This is a genomic window from Streptomyces filipinensis, from assembly GCF_014649495.1.
In the GTDB taxonomy this organism is placed as follows: domain Bacteria; phylum Actinomycetota; class Actinomycetes; order Streptomycetales; family Streptomycetaceae; genus Streptomyces; species Streptomyces filipinensis.
Genome location: NZ_BMTD01000017.1, coordinates 51,106 through 70,407, shown reverse-complemented (window position 1 = coordinate 70,407; position 19,302 = coordinate 51,106). Strand labels below are relative to the sequence as shown.

The following is a 19,302-nucleotide window of genomic DNA, read 5'->3' as shown; positions in this document are numbered from 1 at the left end:
GCACCCCTAAGGGGGTGCGTGAAAGGCCCGCTCCCCCACCGGGGGAGCGGGCCTTCGGTTGCGGCCTCGGGATCAGGCCGCGGATGCCGGGGTGTAGGGCGCCAGGTCCGCCGCCAGCTCCTCGTGCACCCGGACCTTGAGCAGGGTGCCCTCCGCGGTGTGCTCCTCGGAGATCACCTCGCCCTCGGCGTGGGCGCGGGCGACGAGCTTGCCGTGGGTGTACGGCACGAGCGCCTCGATCTCGACCGACGGGCGCGGCAGCTCGTCGTCGATCAGGGCGAGCAGCTCGTCGATGCCCTGGCCGGTACGGGCCGAGACGGCGATCGAGCGCTTCTCGACCCTGAGCAGGCGCTGCAGGACCAGCGGGTCGGCGGCGTCCGCCTTGTTGATCACGACGATCTCGGGCACGTCGGTGGCGCCGACGTCCCGGATCACCTCGCGCACGGCGGCGAGCTGCTCCTCCGGGTCCGGGTGCGAGCCGTCCACCACGTGGAGGATCAGGTCGGAGTCACCGACCTCCTCCATGGTGGAGCGGAACGCCTCGACCAGGTGGTGCGGCAGGTGCCGGACGAAGCCGACGGTGTCCGCCAGCGTGTACAGCCGGCCGCTCGGGGTCTCCGCGCGGCGGACGGTCGGGTCCAGGGTCGCGAACAGGGCGTTCTCGACCAGGACGCCGGCGCCGGTGAGGCGGTTGAGCAGGGAGGACTTGCCGGCGTTGGTGTAGCCCGCGATGGCGACGGACGGCACCTTGTTGCGCCGGCGCTCCTGGCGCTTGATCTCGCGGCTGGTCTTCATCTCCGCGATCTCCCGGCGCATCTTCGCCATCTTCTCGCGGATCCGTCGCCGGTCCGTCTCGATCTTGGTCTCACCGGGGCCACGCGTGGCCAGGCCGCCACGACCGCCACCCATCTGCCGGGACAGCGACTGACCCCAGCCGCGCAGCCTCGGCAGCATGTACTGCATCTGCGCGAGCGCGACCTGCGCCTTGCCCTCCCGGGACTTGGCGTGCTGGGCGAAGATGTCCAGGATCAGGGCCGTACGGTCGATGACCTTGACCTTGACGACGTCTTCCAGCTGGATCAGCTGGCCCGGGCTGAGCTCACCGTCGCAGACGACCGTGTCGGCGCCCGTTTCGAGGACGATGTCACGCAGCTCCAGGGCCTTGCCGGAGCCGATGTAGGTGGCCGCGTCGGGCTTGTCGCGGCGCTGGATGACGCCGTCGAGCACGAGCGCGCCCGCCGTCTCCGCCAGGGCGGCCAGCTCCGCGAGGGAGTTGTCGGCGTCCTGCGCGGTGCCGGTGGTCCACACCCCGACGAGCACGACCCGCTCCAGGCGGAGCTGTCGGTACTCGACCTCGGTGACGTCCTCCAGCTCGGTGGACAGACCCGCCACACGGCGCAGGGCCGCGCGCTCGGAGCGGTCGAACTGGTCGCCGTCCCGCTCGCCGTCGATCTCGTGGCTCCAGGCGACGTCCTCTTCCATCAGGGCATCGGCCCGAAGACCTTCGGGATAGGCGTGCGCGAGGCGCTGGGTGTCCTGGGAAGGGGAAGAAGAGGAGGTCATTGGATCCTTACGTCGATGGGATGCCGTTACGGCGTCGATACGACGGTCCTACGGGACCGTACGTGGGGTCAACGCACGAGTACCCCGGGAGATTCCCGTGTCCCGCCTCGCGCCGACCCGAAGATGGTCGCACGAGGCGGCACGTCTCGTCACCGTGTTATCGCGGGGTACGCGGCTCGCCCGCCTTCGGCGACCTGACCGGCCCGGACCCCCTCCGATCATGCTTCCCCTGCTTGACCGGTCCGGACGCCTTCCGGTGCGGCTTGCCCACCTTCTCCGGGCTGGACGCCTTCCGGTGCGGCTTGCCCGACTTCTCGGGGCTGGACGCCTTCCAGTCGGGATGGCCGGGCATCGGCGGGGTCTTCGCGCCGTACAGCCAGCCCTGGAAGAAGCCGCTCAGGTCGCGGCCGGAGACCGTCGAGGCCAGCCGGACGAAGTCGGCGCTGGTGGCCGTGGAGTCCCGGTGTTCCCGGACCCATTCCCGCTCCACCCGCTCGAAGTCCGGCCGGCCGATCTCCTGCCGCAGGGCGTAGAGCACGAGCGCCGCGCCGTCGTAGATGTTGGGCCGGAAGATGCCGATCTTCTGGCCGGGGGAGGGCGGCTCGGGCCGGCCGGGCGGACCGCCGGCCGCGCGCCAGCTGTCGGAGGCGGCGTACGCGGCCTTCATGCGGTTCTCCAGCGACCGCTGCGCGGACTCCTCGGCGTACAGGGCCTCGTACCAGGTGGCGTGCCCCTCGTTCAGCCAGACGTCGGACCAGGTGCGGGGGCTGACGCTGTCGCCGAACCACTGGTGGGACAGCTCGTGCACCATGATCGACTCCTTGTACCAGGCAGGGAAGGAGGACTCGGTGAACAGGTTCTTCTCGAAGAGCGACAGGGTCTGTGTCTCCAGTTCGAATCCGGTGGAGGCCTGTGCCATGAGCACGCCATAGGTCTCGAACGGGTACGGCCCGACCTTGCCCTCCAGCCAGGCGATCTGGTCGGGCGTCTTGGCGAGCCACGGTTCGAGGGCCTTGGCGTCGGCGCTGGGCACGACGTCACGGACGGGCAGCCCGTGCGGTCCCTCCCGGTGCAGCACGGCGGACCGGCCGATGGACACCTGGGTGAGCTCGGTGGCCATGGGGTGCCGGGTGCGGTAGGTCCAGGTGGTGCTGCGGCCGGCCCGGTCCACACCGGCGGGCAGACCGTTGGCGACGACGGTGTAGCCGTTCGGGGCGGTGACGTGGAAGGTGAACATCGCCTTGTCGGACGGGTGGTCGTTGCACGGGAAGACCAGGTGGGCGGCGTCGGCCTGGTTGGCCATCGCGAGGCCGTCGGTCGTGCGCACCCACCCCCCGTCCTCGTCCTTGGCGGCGGCGGGATCGCTGGTGTGCTTCACCCTGATCCTGGTCCAGCTGCCCTCGTCGAGGGAGTGGTCGGGAGTGACGACCAGGTCCTCGCCGACGGTGGCGAAGTCCGCGCGGTGCCCGTCGACCTCGACGGACTGCACGGTGCCGTGCGCGAAGTCGAGGTTGATCCGGTCCAGATCGGCGGTGGCCCGGGCATCGATGGTGGTGACGGCCTGGAGCGGCTTCTCGTTGGTGCCGGGGTAGGTGAGGGAGAGGTCGTACGACGCCACGTCGTAGCCCGGGTTGCCCAGGTACGGATAGAGCCGGTCTCCGACTCCGAGGGGCTCGGGCGGGGCCGCGGCTGCGAGGAGACAGACGGAGACGGCGGAGGCGAGCAGGGCGGCCTTGCGGTGCCGGGAGGTGCGGGCCCGGAACGGGGAGCCGGCGCGGCGGTTGAGGCGGGGGCTGAGCGGCATGCATCACCGCTACCAGTGCGCTCTCGTGCCGCGACGGCGACGCGCGTCCGACCCACCCGAACGGGTTGGGTCCGGGGGCCTTCTGCGCACGGTCGGGCGGTGTTCCGGCCGAGTGGCGCGCCGGGGCACCGCGCGGGCCTGTGCACCGGCCCGCGCGACCGTCCACCGAGCACCCCGCACGGCCCGGCGCCGTCCGTCACGCTCCGGCGTCTCCCAGGGGGCCGCCGGTCTGGTGCTGGGCGCGAGCCACGTCGTAGACGCCCGGGACGTCGCGCATGGCGCGCATCAGGGCCGGGAGGCGGGCGGCGTCGGGGAGTTGGAGGGTGTAGGTGTGCCGCACCCGCTGCTGGCTGGGCGGTTCGACGGTGGCGGAGACGATGTCGACCCCCGCCGAGGCGATCGCCTCGGTGAGGTCGGCGAGCAGATGGGGGCGGCCGAACGATTCAGCGACCAGGGTGACGCGGCACTCGCTGGTGTCCCCCCAGCGCACGCCGACCTCCGTGCGCCCGCGGCCCTTCATGTGCGCCACCGCCGCGCACTCCGCCCGGTGCACGGTCACCACTCCCCCGCGTACCGCGAAGCCGGTGATCGCGTCCGGCGGCACGGGCGTACAGCACCCGGCGAGCCGTACGGCGGCCTTCGGCCGGTCCGCGAGCACGTCGGCGCGCCGGGGCCGGGCCGCGGCGGCGCCCCCGGCAGCGGCGGCGGCCGGGCGAGGTGCGGCGGGACCCTCGGCGGGGGCGTCGGCCGGGGTGGGGGCGCGGTGGGGTGCGGGGGTGCCCTCGGCGGGTTCGGCGCGTGCGCCGGTCATCTCGTCCGCCCCGGTGCCGCCGCCGGGATGCGTCGCCAGCCAGCGCTGGATGGCGATGCGGGCGGCGGGGGTGTGGGCGTGCTCCAGCCACTCCCTGGAGGGCTCGGAGGCCGGGTCCTGGCCCATGAGGAGCTGGACGGTGTCGCCGTCCCTCAGCACGGTGCTGAGGGTGGCGAGGCGGCCGTTGACGCGGGCGCCGATGCAGGCGTGGGCGTCCTCGCCGTACTGGGCGTAGGCGGCGTCCACGCAGGTGGCGCCCTCGGGCAGGCCGAGCGTGCCGCCGTCGGGGCGGAAGACGGTGATCTCGCGGTCCTGGGCCAGGTCCTCGCGCAGGGTGGACCAGAACGTGTCGGGGTCGGGCGCGGCCCGCTGCCAGTCGAGGAGGCGGGAGAGCCAGCCGGGGCGGGTGGGGTCGGCGCGCTCGCCGTCGGCGGGGTGCTCGCAGGCGTCGGAGGCGGGGGTGTCGGAGGCGGGGGCGTACGGGTTGCCGAGCGCGACCACGCCGGCCTCGGCGACCTTGTGCATCTGGTGGGTGCGGATGAGGACTTCGACGACCTGGCCGTCCCGACGGGCGACGGCGGTGTGCAGCGACTGGTACAGGTTGAACTTCGGTACGGCGATGAAGTCCTTGAACTCCGAGACCACCGGCGTCATACAGGTGTGCAGTTCGCCGAGGACGCCGTAACAGTCCGCGTCCTCTCCCACCAGCACCAGCAGGCGGCCGAAGTCGGTGCCGCGCAGCTGTCCGCGTTTGCGGCCCACCCGGTGGACGGAGACGAAGTGCCGTGGCCGGATGAGGACTTCGGCCTGGATACCGGCCTCGCGCAGCACCCCGCGCATCTCGTCGGCGACCTCGGCCAGCGGGTCGCCGGGGCGGGCGGCGTTGTCGGCGATGAGCCGGCGTGTGTGCTCGTACTCCTCGGGGTGCAGGATGGCGAAGACCAGGTCCTCCATCTCGGTCTTCAGGGCCTGCACGCCGAGGCGCTCGGCGAGCGGGATGAGGACGTCGCGGGTGACCTTGGCGATCCGCGCCTGTTTCTCGGGGCGCATCACGCCGAGGGTGCGCATGTTGTGCAGGCGGTCGGCGAGTTTGATCGACATCACGCGCACGTCGCTGCCGGTGGCGACGAGCATCTTGCGGAAGGTCTCGGGCTCGGCGGCGGCTCCGTAGTCGACCTTCTCCAGTTTCGTGACGCCGTCGACGAGATAACGAACCTCCTCGCCGAACTGTTCCCGCACCTGATCCAGCGTCACATCGGTGTCCTCGACGGTGTCGTGGAGCAGAGAGGCCGTCAAGGTCGTGGTCTCGGCGCCGAGTTCGGCGAGGATCAGGGTCACCGCGAGCGGGTGGGTGATGTACGGCTCACCGCTCTTGCGCATCTGGCCGCGGTGCGAGGACTCCGCGAGGACGTAGGCGCGGCGCAGGGGGTCCAGGTCCGCGTCGGGATGATGGGCGCGGTGCGCCTCCGCGACATGGCTGATCGCGTCGGGCAACTTGCCGCGGACGGCGGGGCCGAGCAGCGCGGCCCTGCCGAGCCTGCGCAGATCGATCCGTGGCCGAGCCTTCCTGCGGTCCGCCCGGGGCACCGCGGGGGCGGCGGCCGCCGCGGACGCTGTGGGCGCTACCGGGCCAGGGGTCGCAGGATTCGTGGCCTCCGCACTCATGGGCACCTCCGGCTCGTGGACCGGCGGACGGGGCCCCAGGGCGTACGCGGCTCAGGGATGGCGACGTTCCCCCGTCCGTGCCGGTGCTTGATGCTATCGAGCCCACCACGTGCGACCGACCGCCTCTCGGCGAGCGTGAAACGGATCACCCATTCGAGCGATGGAAAGGAGGTTTAGGGTTTGCGCCACTCGCCACGGTCGCCCGCGGTGACGCCACGCCCCCGGTCGCGGGAAACCGCTGATCCGGGAGCCGAAGGGCGTCCTCCTCGACCTTACGCCGGGTCAGCGGAGCGCGTTTTCCAGCCATTCGCCGTCGATCTCGCCCTCGGCGACGATCACGGCGGGTCCGGTCATCTCGATCTGGCCGTCGGGCCGCTCGGTGATGACCAGACGGCCGCCGGGCAGGTCGACGGTGTACGTGGCCGGGGTTCCGGTGACGGCCGGGTCGGCGCCGTCGCGCCGGGCGGCGGCCACGGCGACGGCGCACGCGCCCGTGCCGCACGAGCGGGTCTCGCCGGAGCCGCGCTCGTGCACGCGCATGGCGACGTGCCGGGGGCCGCGGTCGACGACGAACTCGACGTTCACCCCGTCCGGGTAGGTGGCCGCCGGGGTGACCGGCGGCGGGGTGTACAGGTTGCCGGCGTCGGCGAGGTCCTCGACGAAGGCGACCGCGTGCGGGTTGCCCATGTTCACGTTGCGCGCGGGCCAGCTGAGCTCGCCGACGCCGACCGTGACGTCGCCCTCCGGCAGGCGGGCGCGGCCCATGCCGACGGTGATGTCACCGTCCTTCGCGATGTGGACCGTCTTCACGCCCGCGCGCGTGGCGATCGCGACGTCACCTTCGCCCACATGACCCGCGTGCTGGAGGTAGCGCGCGAACACACGAACTCCGTTGCCGCACATCTCGGCGACCGAGCCGTCGCCGTTGCGGTAGTCCATGAACCACTCGGCCTCGGCCGTCATCGACAGGGCCTCCGGATGCGCGGCCGAGCGCACCACGTGCAGCACACCGTCGCCGCCGATGCCGGCCCGGCGGTCGCACAGGGCGGCGACGGCGGCCGGGCTCAGGTCGAGGGCGTTCTCCGGGTCCGGGACGATCACGAAGTCGTTCTCGGTGCCGTGACCCTTGAGGAAGGCGATCCGTGTGCTCATTCCTCGATCGTACGGGGTCGCTCCAGCTCCGCCGGGCTGGGCCGGCGGGAGGCGGGAGGGTGCGGGACCCTGCAACGGTACGGTCCGTCAGGGGGTGACCGCGCGGTCACCCCCGCAGAGGGCCACGCTTCAGCGGAGCCTTGCCACGCGCCACATCGCGAGGATCACCACTACGGCCACCAGCAGGACGTATCCGAGGACGACCCGCCAGTCGGGGCGGCGGCCCGAACCCCGGGCCGGCAGGCCGGGCCAGGTGTAGCCCACCCTGCGGGCGGCCATCATGCCCCAGCCGGCGGCGCAGGAGCAGATCAGCAGGCCGAGCATGGCGATCACGGCACCGCTGTCGCCGAAGTCGAAGGCGAGCGGGAAGGCGAACATCAGGGAGCCGACGGCGGACAGACCCACGATGGGAGCGAGCTGCCAGATGCGCAGCCGGCGCTGCGGGCGCAGCTCGACCTCGACCTCCGGACCGCCCGGGTACATCTCCTCGGGCTCCGGCCCGTCGTCGGTCACGCCGTCCGGCGTCTCGTCGGGCCCGTCGTCCGTCAGCCGGGCTTCGGCGAGGGTCTCCTCGGCCAGCCGGTGCCCGGCCGGCCGGCCGCCGGTGACCAGGTCCTCGGCCGGTCGGGCCTCCGGGCGCCGGCCTTCGGCCAGCTGGTGCTCAGCCCGGCAGTCCCCGGTAGCGCGCCCCTCGGCCCGGTCCGGTTCGTCACCCTCGGTGGTGACGTGCTCGGCACTTTGTGCGGTGTCGCGAGGGCTGGCCTCCATCGCCACGCGCCCTCCCAACTAGGCTCCACTTGGTCGATCGAAGCTCGATGATGGCACGGTCCCGAAGTCCGCGATGACCGGCGGCGCATCCCGATGCCATGACGTGATCAGGCTGTGACCGGTCGTTCGACCAACGCCAGGGCCTGCTGCGGAAGTTCCCCGCGATCCGCCACGGCCCCACTCAACCAGTGCACCCGGGGATCGCGCCTGAACCATGAATCCTGACGGCGCGCGAAGCGTTTGGTCGCACGGACGGTCTCGGCCCGCGCTTCCGCTTCGGCGCACTCCCCGGCGAGCGCCGCGAGCACCTGCTGGTAGCCCAGCGCGCGCGACGCTGTGCGCCCCTCGCGCAAGCCCTGCGCCTCCAGTGCGCGTACCTCGTCCACGAGGCCCGCCTCCCACATCCGGTCGACGCGGCGTGCGATGCGTTCGTCCAGTTCCGGACGAGCCACGTCGACACCGATCTGGACGGTGTCGTAGACGGAGTCGTGACCGGGCAGGTTCGCGGTGAAGGGCCGGCCGGTGATCTCGATCACCTCCAGGGCCCGGACGATACGGCGGCCGTTGCTCGGCAGGATCGCGCGGGCGGCCTCCGGGTCGGCGGCGGCCAGGCGGGCGTGCAGCGCACCGGAGCCGCGCAGGGCCAGCTCCTCCTCCAGACGGGCCCGGACCTCGGGGTCCGTACCGGGGAACTCCAGGTTGTCGACGGCACCGCGGACGTACAGGCCGGAGCCGCCGACCAGGATCGGCCAGCGGCCGTCGGCGAGCAGCGCGTCGATCCGGGCGCGGGCCAGTTTCTGGTACTCGGCGACGGAGGCGGTGACCGTGACGTCCCAGATGTCCATCAGGTGGTGCGGGATGCCGCCGCGCTCCTCCGGCGTCAGCTTGGCGGTTCCGATGTCCATCCCTCGGTACAGCTGCATGGAGTCGGCGTTGACGACCTCCCCACCGAGCTGCTGGGCCAGGAAGACGCCGAGATCGGACTTTCCGGCCGCGGTGGGTCCGACGACGGCGATGACGCGGGGGGTGGAGGGTGCGCTGCTCACCGCACCAGTCTCGCAAACCTCCCGGCGGGGTCTCGAACGAGTTACGTGACAGGTGGGGTCCCTGGTCGTTGCCCGTGGCGAGGTACCGCCCTCCGGTCCGCCGGAGGCGGTGACCCCGGCGGCGCAACCGTACGCACCGGGTAACGCGGGAATTCGCCCGCACGAGTACCGTATGGAGTGGATATGGGCGTTTTTGCACGACTCCTCGGCAGGTCGAAGGCGACTCCGGAGGCGTCGGTCGCCGAGGCGGAGGCCGACGCGGAGTCGGCGGGGGCCGAGGTGGCGGAAGCGGAGTCGGCGGAGACGGAGGCGGCCGGTTCGGCGGAGGCGAAGGGTTCGGCCGGGGACGGGAGTGAGGACGCGGCGGCGCCGGGCGCCGGTGCGGACGACGCATCCGACGGCTCCGGCATCCCCAAGCAGCAGTCCGCCGAGGAGGCCGCCGACAACGAGGCCGGCGAGGGCGCCCGCAGGTAACTCCCGCGAGGGAAGGTGGACCATGGGTCTGTTGGACAACATGAAGGACAAGCTCGGCCCGGCCAGGGACAAGGTGTCGGACCTCGCCCGGCAGCACGGGGACAAGGTCCAGCACGGCATCGAGAAGGCCGCGAAGGCCGTGGACGAGCGGACCAAGCACAAGTACAGCGACAGGATCCAGGCGGGCACCGGCAAGACCAGGGAGGCGATGGACCGCCTCGCGCACAAGGAGGGCCCCGGCCCGCAGAAGGCCACCGGCCATCCGATGCCCCCCACCCCGCCGGAGGGCCCGCCACCGGCCTCGTGAGTCTGCTGAAGGGCACAGGGATCGGCGGACGGTCGTGGAGCACAGCGGCTCCCGGCCGTCCGCCCTTGTGCGCGTGCGGCCGAGGTCCCGCCCCTGCCTCTGCCCGCCGGTGGCCGGCGCGCAGCCCACGACGGCCATGGGCCGTCACGCGCCGCACCGCGCCCCCGTGATACCCCGGCCGGCGCCCAGCCGGCACGCGCCCCACCACAGCCACACCCCCGTGGCGGCCCACCGCGCAGGCCCGCGTACGGCCGGAAAGGGCGCCGCGCCCGGCTAGGACCAGGTCGCCACGACATACCCCACGCCGTACGGCGCGTCCTCGTACAGCAGCGCGCCGGCCAGGTCCGCGCCCTCGGCGGCGCCGGCCAGGACCTGCCAGGAGGCCCGGCCGGAGGCCTTCAGCTCGTGTGCCAGCCCGGCGTCCAGCGCCCGGACGGCATCCACGTCCGCGGCGCCCAGCGCCCGCGCGACCTCCGCGTCGAAGGGTGCCGCCCGCTCGTCCAGGTAACCCGGCGCCTTGACCGTGCGGCACGCGCTGGCATCACCCATCACCAGCAGCGCCACCCGCCCGGCCCGGGCGCCGATCTCCCTGCCGGCCTCGGCACACCGCTCGGGCGCGAGCGGTTCCCCGACCCCGAGCCCCTCGATCGGGGCGTCCGCCCAACCGGTCCGCTGCAGCAGCCAGGCGCCGACGGCCAGCGACGGCGGCAGTTCCCGCTCGCCGGCGGCCCCCGTCGCGGTGCCGAGGCGTACGTCGAGGCCGACCCCGAACCCGCGGAAGGATCCCGGGCTGCCCTGCGGAAACGATCCGCGCCCGCTCTGCTCGGCCGGGCCGACGACCACCAGGAGGTCCGGACGGGCGGCGGCGAGCACACCGAGCGCGTCGGCGCAGGCCGAGCGTGCGGGGTCCATCTCGGGAGCGGCACCCGCTGCGACCTCGGGCACGAGCAGCGGAGGGCAGGGACAGACTGCGGCGGCGACAAGCATGACCGGCAGGTTACGCGGTCCGGGGGCGGTCAGTAGGTGATCGGCCCCGAGTCCCACTCCAGCTCGGTGAACAGGAAGTGGTAGGTGAACACCCCGCCCGACGAGCCGTCCCCGGCCAGCATCCAGCCGTCGGCGGTGCGGTACCGGCGCATCCGCACCGGATACCGCGGATGCCGGGGCTGGTACAGGCGTACCAGCTCCCCGAACCGCGCCTCGGCCTCCTCGCGCGTGCCGTCGATCGTGGCCATCAGCTCGTACTGCCTGCGGTACGGCCCCTCACCAGGCGGTGTGTCCAGCAGCAGCGCCCATCGAGGCATCAGCTCGTCCCCCGTCCCCCGTTGTCACATGGCCGGCAGGTCGCCGGGCGTGTCCGTCAGTCGCAGCCGCAGCCGGAACCCGCGGCGACCGGCAGCGGGGCCGGCACGCCGATCTTCGGCAGGCCCAGCATGACACCCGCCGGCTTGGCCGCCTCGGTGGCGTTGCGCTTCTCCCAGGCGTCCCCCGCGCGCGTGCGGCGCACAGCGAGGACCGGGCCCTCGGCCAGCAGGTGGTGCGGGGCGGCGTACGTCACCTCGACCGTGACCACGTCACCGGGGCGGACCTCCTGCTCCGGCTTGGTGAAGTGGACCAGCCGGTTGTCGGGGGCGCGGCCGGAGAGGCGGTGGGTGGCGCCGTCCTTGCGGCCCTCGCCCTCGGCCACCATCAGCTCCAGCGTGCGGCCGACCTGCTTCTTGTTCTCCTCCCAGGAGATCTCCTCCTGGAGGGCGACGAGCCGCTCGTAGCGCGCCTGGACGACCTCCTTGGGGATCTGGTCGTCCATGGTGGCGGCCGGGGTGCCGGGGCGCTTGGAGTACTGGAAGGTGAAGGCCTGCGCGAACCGCGCCTCGCGGACGGCGTGCAGGGTCTGCTCGAAGTCCTCCTCGGTCTCGCCGGGGAAGCCCACGATGATGTCGGTGGTGATCGCGGCGTGCGGGATGGCGGCGCGCACCTTCTCGATGATCCCGAGGTAGCGCTCCTGCCGGTACGAGCGGCGCATCGCCTTCAGGACCGTGTCCGAACCGGACTGCATCGGCATGTGCAGCTGCGGCATGACGTTCGGCGTCTCGGCCATGGCGGCGATGACGTCGTCGGTGAAGTCACGCGGGTGCGGGGACGTGAAGCGGACGCGCTCCAGGCCCTCGATGGACCCGCAGGCGCGCAGCAGCTTGCTGAAGGCCTCGCGGTCGCCGATGTCGGAGCCGTACGCGTTGACGTTCTGGCCCAGCAGCGTGATCTCGGAGACACCCTCGGCGACCAGCGCCTCGACCTCGGCGAGGATGTCGCCGGGCCGGCGGTCCTTCTCCTTGCCGCGCAGGGCCGGGACGATACAGAAGGTGCAGGTGTTGTTGCAGCCGACGGAGATCGACACCCAGGCCGCGTACGCGCTCTCGCGCCGGGTCGGCAGGGTGGACGGGAAGGCCTCCAGGGACTCGGCGATCTCGACCTGCGCCTCCTCCTGCACGCGGGCGCGCTCCAGCAGGACCGGCAGCTTGCCGATGTTGTGCGTGCCGAAGACGACGTCCACCCAGGGCGCCTTCTTCACGATGGTGTCGCGGTCCTTCTGCGCGAGGCAGCCGCCGACCGCGATCTGCATGCCGGGCCGCGTGGCCTTCCTGGGCGCGAGCCGGCCGAGGTTGCCGTAGAGGCGGTTGTCGGCGTTCTCCCGGACGGCGCAGGTGTTGAAGACGACCACGTCAGCGTCCCCGTCCGACCCGTCGGGGGCCCGGACGTAGCCGGCCTCCTCGAGCAGCCCGGCCAACCGCTCCGAATCGTGGACGTTCATCTGGCACCCGTAGGTGCGGATCTCGTAACTCTTGGGTGCGTGAACGTCCACTGCGGGGCTCCGGTCGCTGCTGGTCATGTGTCAAGGGTAGGCGGTCTTGGGAGAGCCTCCGTCGCAGCGCCTCACGGGCCCCGCCCGCCCTCGTTGACCAGCGGTTTCTCGTCGGCGTCGGCCCATGGTGCGCGGCGCGCCCGCGACAGGGGCGTCAGCGGGCCGCCCGTCGGTCGGGTGCCGGACGGACGCCGGCCGGGATGCGCTCCACCTGCGCCGCCGCCTCGGGGGTGCGCACCACGAAGTGCACGTCCCAGTCCGCGCCGCGCGCCAACTCGGCCTCGACGGCGGCCCACACGGCGGCCAGGCTGACCGCGTACGGCAGGCCGCCGCGCCCCGAGCCGAGCAGCGGGAGGCACACCGAGCGCAGCGGCGGCAGGAAACGGGTGTGCTCCTCCGCCAGGACCGCGAGGGCCCGGGACGTGGCCCGGGTGACGTCGGAGGGCAGCACGTCGTAGTCGTTGGTGCCGGCCCGCGGGACCGCGACCGCCGCGTGGTAGATCCGCCGGACGCCGCGGTCCGCCAGGGCGCCCGCACCGGTCGCGGCCACGGTGCCGGCCAGGACCGCGCGGCCCGAGACCCCGTGCGCGGCGGCCCACGCGCGCAGCTCGTGGTGGAGCGGGTCGTCCAGGACGTCACCGGTCACACCGCGTACGGCGGCCGCGCGGCGCAGGGACGCGGCGACCGACGACTTGTACGGCTCGGGCAGCGCGAGATGGACGTTGGCCGGGGACACGATCACGTCGACGTCCCGCACCAGGTCCACCGGGTGCACATGGAGCGTGAGCGTCACGGACCGGCCGCCGGCCCTGACCCGCACGGTCCGGTGCGTGCCGCCCGCCGGCTCGGTTCCCGAGGCGCCGCCGGACGCACCGGCCCGCTCCGCCACGAGCCGCACGATGTGCTCGGCGACCTGCCCCAGGACCATCACCTCGTGATCCTTGCGGAACCGCTCGACGCTCACCCCGTACACCCTGGCCGCCCGGGCCCGGCGGTCCGAGGCCGGCCAGTCCCGGGTGCCCTCCGCCAGACCCAGGGTGTACTCGGCGGCGGTGCGCAGCGTACCGGCGTCCAGGCGGGACACGGCGTGCCGCAGCAGCGTCTCGACGGCCGCGCCCGGAGTCCGCGCCGCGGGATCGGTGAGCGCCCCCGCCGCGGACTCCAGCGCCGGCAGCGCTCGCCCGCGCAACCGGACCAGGCCCGCCCGCCGGACTTCCCTCAGTTCGGCGGTGAGTGGCGGGACGTCAGGTAAGGGCGTGGCTGCCATGCGACCACGATGGCAGCACGGCTCGATCACCGACAAGCGGCTTCCGAGAGCCCCCGTGTCACGGACCGACGGGTGCGGGGATCCTTCACGGCCACACGGGCTCCGAGATCTCGGCCCGCAGCGGAGCGAGGATCTCGTTGGCTCTCTTACGGCCCTCCTGCGAGCCGAGGTCGGGGATCCCCCGGTCCCCCGGTACCTCCAGCGGGCTTCCCTGGCCGTGCTCGAAGCGGTCGTGGAAGAGGACGAGCGCGCACCGGGACCGGTTGCGCCGGGACTCCCACATCAGGCCCATGGCATCCGGGGCCTGCGCCCGGATCTCGCTCGACCAGCGCCGCGCCTTCGCGTAGTTGCTCTCGTCCTCCAGGAGCGTGGAGTCCTGGCAGACGGCGGCGAGGTCCGCGCCCCCGACCAGCGATACCAGGTTCAGCGGGTACCGGGTGCGCACCGCGCTCAGCGATCGGTGCCAGACGGTACGGAACGGGATCGTCCGCATGCCGAGCGGCAGGTCGAAGGGGCGCGAGCGCAGCACGCTCTCCGCGAGGGCGGTCAGCGGGGTGTCCGCGAGGTACAGGCTGTGGTACGGGTCGAGCACCGTGCCCTCGAAGCGGCCGCCGTCGAAGTGGATGTCCGCGAGCCTGGGGTTGAACTGGTCGGGCGCGTAGCTGGAGCGGTGCACCCGCCACAGCTCGGTGCCCGCCGGGATCACCTGCCGGTTGGGCCGCAGTTCCAGGTCGATCATGGGGAAGAAGCCGCTCATCATTCTCCCTCCGCCAGGGTGTGGGCCGCGCCGACCAGCCGCTGGTCGGGCAGCCGGCCGAGCAGGGACGCGGGTGTGCCGCCCAGCCAGGTGTTGTGGCTGAGCCACCAGGACGCGGCGCCCCAGGGGTCGATCTCCGCCAGCAGCAGCCGGTTGACCTCCAGGACGACCTGGTACGGAGTACCGCCGCCCGCCGGGAACTGGAACTCGGGGTAGCGGTCGACGTCCCGCGCGTCCGGAAGCCTGATCAGTTCGGGCGGCGGCGCACCGCCGCAGCGGGCCCGCGCCTCGCCGGCCGAGAGGGCGGGGGTGCGGAGCAGATGCGCCTTTTCGGGGTCCGTGCCGGAGGGCGGCTGGGGGGCGGTGCCGGAGGGTTGCTGGGGGGCTGTGCGGGAGGGTTGCTGGGGGGCTGTGCCAGAGGGGGGCGGCGGGGAGGCTGGGCCGTGGGTCGGCTCGGGTGGGGTGGCGTACGTCGGTTCGGGCGGGGGTTCGTGCGCCGGTTCGGGAGGGGGTTCGTGCGCCGGTTCGCGGGTCGGTGACGGCAGCCTGAGCCAGGCCGTCAGCTCCTGTGCTCCCACCACGGTCTCCGGACCGGGTGGGGCCGCGACCATCCGTAGGGAGTCCAGGGCCAGGCGCACCGGATGGTCCAGCGGCAGGGCCAGCAACGCCAGGCGGACACCCTGCAGTGCCCGGCGTATCCCTCTGCCGTCGTCCGGCGCCACGTCGGCCAGTGCCGTGAGGCGGGACAGCAGCAGCGCGTACTGCTCGCCGTCCAGGGCCTCGCGGATGCTGTCCCGGTGTGCACCGATCAGGGCGAGCAGCCGCTCCGCAGACCCCGCACCCTCCTCGTTCACGCCGTCCTCCCTTCCGTCTTGGCCGCGTCCGTGTGCGACCGGCCCGGATGGCCCTGATGGATGAACGGGGCCCAGAGCGCGATCCGTTCGAGTCCCGGCCGCCGCATCTCACGCAGCAGCTCCCCCCGCAGCGAACCGGGGTTCTCGCGCCGGGGGTCGAGCATCCAGAGCTGTGCGGCCCGGAGCGCGTCGACGGGGCTGTGGCCGGCGACGTTCAGATAGTGGTGGAACACCGCCATGAGCAGTGCCGAGACCCCGTCCCGGGCCATCCACCGGGAACCGACGACGTCCCGTGCTCCGGCCGAGACGAACGCCGTGGTCAGGGTCAACGCCTCATCGTGGTCGCGGGTGCTCAGATCGGTCTGGCAGGCGCTGAGCACCACCAACGGGGCGTCGGTGGCGGCCCCTCCGCTCTCGGGCCGGTCCAGCAGCCGGGTCACCGTCAGATCGCTCGGGTCGCCCAGCTCGTCCGCGAGGTGCAGTGCCGAGACCGTGGGCCGGAGGCCCGCCGATCCGTGCGAGGCGATGTGGAGCATCGAGGTGCTCCCGGCGAGGAAGGCGAGGACGTCGTCGGGGGTGCCGTGGGCCGCGAGCTCCGCGTCGGGGAGCTGGGAGATCTCCCCGCACATCCGGGCCCGTCGGTAGAAGGCGTCCCGCAGCGCCATGACCTCGACCTCGGCGTGCGTCAGGTCCATGCTCGGGTCGGCCAGCAGCACGGGAGCGGCCGCCGGATCGCGCGGCGCACGGCGCAGCGTCCGCAGGAACTGGCTGCCGGACGCCGCGTAACTGATCACCGCCCTCCGGCACAGGTGGTCGTACGGGGCGCCGGCCGGGAACCGGGCGGCGTGCCAGGGGACGATGCCCAGGCGCCCACAGGGGACGAGGACGATCCGCAGCGGCCGGTCCTCCTCCCCCGCCCTGTCGCCCTCGCCCTCGTGGCCGGCGGCGAGGCGTTCCTCCAGGCCGGCGAGGAACGGATCGAGCACCTGGAAAGCCCAGTCGCAGAGTGCGGTGAGCGCCTCCTCCCAGGCCTGCTCCCCGGCAGGGTCGGTCCGGTGGTCCCGCAGGGCGGCCTCACGGGCCTCCGTGGCGTCGAGGTAGCGCTCCAGCGGACCGCTCTCGGCACCGGACAGCAACGGCCGTACGCACACTCCCGCCCCGATGTCCGGGCCCACCGCGATGATCACGCCGGCGTCCCCGGCCTCGCACGGGACCAGGTAGAGGAGCGCGTCCGCGCCGCTCTCGGCGACACCGTCCGCGAGTTCGCTCAGGGTGGGGGTGCGCAGCAGGCCGCCCTCCTGCCGGTAGCCGAGGGCCTCCAGGGCCTGGCGGCGCAGGGTGCTCGGCAGCTCGCCGGGGACCCCTGCCCCGCCGGCGGCGCCGCGCTCCCGGGCCGTGCCGGCCGCCTCCCGCCACGCCGCGGCGAGATCGTGACGGCCCCGCGCGTCGAGGAGTTCCGGTACGGCCGCGGAGGTGGACGCCGCGTGCAGGACCAGAGCGCGGCCCAGTTCCAGCGCGGCCACCGCCTCGTGCAGCCGGCCCTGGGAGGCCGCCCACAGCGCGGCCTCCACGCCTCGGCTGGCCCCGGTCCGGGCCGTCAGCAGACCGTCCTCGGCACCGGACTGGAGCAGGACGTCGGCGGCGAGCGCACCCAGCGCCTCCCGGGCCGCTTCCAGGGCTCGGAGGTCCTTCACGTCGTCGTCGAGGACTCCGCGCTCCCGGTACGCCTGCGCGAGCCGCCACAGCGCCTCGGCGGCGATCCGCGGCGCCCTGCCCTCCCGTACGCCGTCCCGCACCCGCTCCAGCTCGGCGATCAGCGCGTCGAGGTCCGCCCTGCGGTGGGTGACCGCGTAGCGCATGCTCAGGGAGAGCGCGGAGGTGTGCAGGTCCTCCGTCGAGGCGCCGGGAGGCGGCGGCACGTGCGGGGGAAGGTCCTCGGGCGCCGTCGCCGGCGGCGTGCCGTCCGCGGCGAGGGCGACGCGCAGCAGACCGAGGTCCGGGAGGTACGGCAACGGCAGCTCGTCGGCGAACGGGAGCGAGCTGTCCCGGACGGCCGACATCCCGGTCTGCGCGTACGACACGGCGCGCAGGAGCAGTTCCCGGTCCCGGGTGACGATGCCGAGTCCGCCGTAGGCCGCGCCCAGGGACAGGACGACCGTGAAGCGGAACGGGTCGCCTTCCGGGACCTCCCTCTCCAGCGCCTCGGCCTCGTCCACCAACCCGTGGAGCGTCTGCACGTCCTCCGCTTCCCGGGCGTCCATGATCCTGCTGTACAGCTGCAGCGCCCGGCCCATGACGGAGGGGTCGACGTCCTCCATCCCCGGTGGCAGCGAGCCGGCGAGCCCGTCCAGGTGGCCGCGGACCGCCTCCATGTGCGCACGGCCGGCCGACCGGTCCTGGTGCGTGCCGCCGGCGCCCTGACTGATGTTGAGCAGGAGTGCCCGCACCGCCTCCAGGGCGGGGGCCGCGTCCGGGCCGGGCGGCGGCCGGTCCTGCACGGAACGCAGCCTGCGGAGGAGGCCGTTGAGCGCCCGGTGCGGATCCTCGCTGTTCAGCGCCTCGTCGAGGCCGTGGGTCGTGGCGTGCACGGCGTCCATGGCAGCCGCCAGCCGACGGAAGTCGTCGAGGGTGAGGCCGGGGAGCGGGGGCGGAGCGGCTTCCGCACCCCCGCCCACCGCGGCCCATCCGGTCCCGCCCCCACCGGCCGTGTCCCCAGCCGCCGCGGCACGACTCGGCGTGGCCCCCACCACCGCGCCCGCCCCCGCCGCGACACCGCTCGCCGCGCCCCCAGCCGCCGTGCCCTCAGCCGAGGCCCGACCGGTTGTGCCCTCACCCGTCACGGGCCCAGCCGCCGTGCCCTCAGCCGAGGCCCGGGCAGTCACGCCCTCGCCCGCCGCGCCCCCAGCCGCTGTGCCCGCACTCGCCGCGGCCCGACCTACGGCCCGACCGGTCGCACCCTCACCCGTCGCGGCCCCCGCCGCCCCACTCCCACCTGCCGCGGCCTTACTCGCCGCGCCCCCAGCCGCCGTACCCTCGTCCGACGCCCGGGCAGGCGTCCCCTCACGCGCCGTGGCACGGCCGGTCGTGGCCCTGCCCGTGGCGGAACCGCCCGTGGCCGTGGTCGTCGGGGGCGTGCCGAAGACCCGGTCCATCGTCTCGCGTATCCGGTCCGCGCCCGGGCCGGCCGGCATCATGCTCGTGAGCAGGTCGGAGAGTCCCGTCCCCGTGGGGGCCGCGTACAGGTCCCGCATGCGCCGCACGTGTCCGAGGAGTTCCGGTGGCAACGGCAGCTCCGCCACCTCGGCGGTCAGCGCCTGGATCTCCGCCGTGGCGCTCATCATCCCGGCGGGCCCGGCCCGGCGGACCCATTCGACGAACGCCGACAGGTCGGGTGCCGCCCCGGCCAGACCGGGCTGCGGCGGTAACGGGGAGACGAGGGAGAGCAGGAACAGCGCGGCCCACCGCCGGTCCTCCTCGCTCACCGAAGCGCCCAGCGCGCTCCCCCGGTCCCGTGCCCGCCGCAGCAGTGCCTCCGCGCGCTCGCCGTCGGCCGGCTCCGCGCGCCAGGCGAGATGCCGCATGGCCAGCGCGGCACCCTGCCAGACGCTCACCTGGCCCAGCAGGACGGGATCGTGGTCGAGCAGCCGTACCAGCTGGCCGAGTTCGGCGACCGACGCGTCGTAGTCCCGGCGCGGCACCACACCGCCCCGCGGCACCACCGCGTCGGGTGTCAGCCCGGGTATCAGCCGCTTCGCCCGTACGACGGCGTCCACCGCCCACGTGCGCAGCCCCCGTACGCCGCCGCTCTCCTCGTCGCTCACCGGCATCCCGCCCTTCCGGTCCTCAACCACCCGGGACGCAGCCCGGGAAGACAGCCGGGTGACGCTCTCGCAGGCATCCCCCGGGGACAGACCCCGGAGGCCTTCCGGGGCGCCCCCGGAACGCCCCTGGGGCCGCCACTATGCCGTTCCCGA

Annotated in this window: 15 protein-coding genes; 2 read left to right on the top strand and 13 right to left on the bottom strand. The window is 73.6% G+C overall.

Annotated features, from left to right (window positions below):
- Positions 1 to 72 precede the first annotated feature (72 nt).
- The 6 genes from hflX to miaA all read right to left on the bottom strand — a co-directional run bounded on the left by hflX (position 73) and on the right by miaA (position 8,809).
- A complete protein-coding gene (hflX, locus tag IE244_RS31070; protein ID WP_191876891.1) occupies positions 73 to 1,563 on the bottom strand; it encodes a GTPase HflX in 1,491 nt (496 codons plus the stop codon).
- Positions 1,564 to 1,720: 157 nt separating this feature from the next.
- A complete protein-coding gene (locus IE244_RS31065) occupies positions 1,721 to 3,367 on the bottom strand; it encodes a M1 family metallopeptidase (RefSeq protein WP_191876890.1) in 1,647 nt (548 codons plus the stop codon).
- Positions 3,368 to 3,563: 196 nt separating this feature from the next.
- Complete coding sequence (locus IE244_RS31060) at positions 3,564 to 5,843, bottom strand: RelA/SpoT family protein (protein WP_191876889.1); 2,280 nt, start codon at positions 5,841 to 5,843, stop codon at positions 3,564 to 3,566.
- Positions 5,844 to 6,125: 282 nt separating this feature from the next.
- Positions 6,126 to 6,995 (bottom strand): diaminopimelate epimerase, encoded by an 870-nt coding sequence (dapF, locus tag IE244_RS31055; RefSeq protein ID WP_191876888.1) that lies wholly within the window; start codon positions 6,993 to 6,995, stop codon positions 6,126 to 6,128.
- Positions 6,996 to 7,124: 129 nt separating this feature from the next.
- Positions 7,125 to 7,763: a hypothetical protein gene (locus IE244_RS31050; protein WP_191876887.1), complete on the bottom strand. Its 639-nt coding sequence runs from the start codon at positions 7,761 to 7,763 to the stop codon at positions 7,125 to 7,127.
- A gap of 107 nt (positions 7,764 to 7,870) precedes the next feature.
- Positions 7,871 to 8,809 (bottom strand): tRNA (adenosine(37)-N6)-dimethylallyltransferase MiaA, encoded by a 939-nt coding sequence (miaA, locus tag IE244_RS31045; RefSeq protein ID WP_191876886.1) that lies wholly within the window; start codon positions 8,807 to 8,809, stop codon positions 7,871 to 7,873.
- Between the two features lie 183 nt (positions 8,810 to 8,992).
- Between miaA and IE244_RS31040 the strand changes: the two genes are divergently transcribed.
- The gene (locus IE244_RS31040; protein WP_191876885.1) at positions 8,993 to 9,283 is read left to right on the top strand and encodes a hypothetical protein; all 291 of its coding nucleotides are present in this window, start codon (positions 8,993 to 8,995) and stop codon (positions 9,281 to 9,283) included.
- Positions 9,284 to 9,305: 22 nt separating this feature from the next.
- The gene (locus IE244_RS31035) at positions 9,306 to 9,590 is read left to right on the top strand and encodes an antitoxin (RefSeq protein WP_031165662.1); all 285 of its coding nucleotides are present in this window, start codon (positions 9,306 to 9,308) and stop codon (positions 9,588 to 9,590) included.
- A 273-nt stretch (positions 9,591 to 9,863) separates the two neighbouring features.
- On the opposite strand, the gene IE244_RS31030 is transcribed toward IE244_RS31035, so the two are convergent.
- The 7 genes from IE244_RS31030 to IE244_RS31000 form a co-directional block, all read right to left on the bottom strand.
- The gene (locus IE244_RS31030; RefSeq protein WP_191876884.1) at positions 9,864 to 10,577 is read right to left on the bottom strand and encodes a class III extradiol dioxygenase subunit B-like domain-containing protein; all 714 of its coding nucleotides are present in this window, start codon (positions 10,575 to 10,577) and stop codon (positions 9,864 to 9,866) included.
- Positions 10,578 to 10,606: 29 nt separating this feature from the next.
- The gene (locus IE244_RS31025; protein ID WP_051926832.1) at positions 10,607 to 10,894 is read right to left on the bottom strand and encodes a hypothetical protein; all 288 of its coding nucleotides are present in this window, start codon (positions 10,892 to 10,894) and stop codon (positions 10,607 to 10,609) included.
- Between the two features lie 56 nt (positions 10,895 to 10,950).
- A complete protein-coding gene (miaB, locus tag IE244_RS31020) occupies positions 10,951 to 12,477 on the bottom strand; it encodes a tRNA (N6-isopentenyl adenosine(37)-C2)-methylthiotransferase MiaB (RefSeq protein ID WP_191876883.1) in 1,527 nt (508 codons plus the stop codon).
- 127 nt (positions 12,478 to 12,604) lie between these two features.
- A complete protein-coding gene (locus IE244_RS31015) occupies positions 12,605 to 13,717 on the bottom strand; it encodes a macro domain-containing protein (protein WP_191876882.1) in 1,113 nt (370 codons plus the stop codon).
- 85 nt (positions 13,718 to 13,802) lie between these two features.
- Positions 13,803 to 14,474 (bottom strand): RES family NAD+ phosphorylase, encoded by a 672-nt coding sequence (locus IE244_RS31010; RefSeq protein WP_191876881.1) that lies wholly within the window; start codon positions 14,472 to 14,474, stop codon positions 13,803 to 13,805.
- Positions 14,474 to 15,328 carry a hypothetical protein gene (locus IE244_RS31005; protein ID WP_191876880.1) on the bottom strand — a complete coding sequence of 285 codons (855 nt, stop codon included), beginning with the start codon at positions 15,326 to 15,328 and terminating at the stop codon, positions 14,474 to 14,476. Before IE244_RS31005 ends, IE244_RS31010 begins: the two co-directional genes overlap by 1 nt.
- A complete protein-coding gene (locus IE244_RS31000; protein ID WP_229854441.1) occupies positions 15,325 to 19,149 on the bottom strand; it encodes a CHAT domain-containing protein in 3,825 nt (1,274 codons plus the stop codon). Before IE244_RS31000 ends, IE244_RS31005 begins: the two co-directional genes overlap by 4 nt.
- Between the last annotated feature and the right edge of the window lie 153 nt (positions 19,150 to 19,302).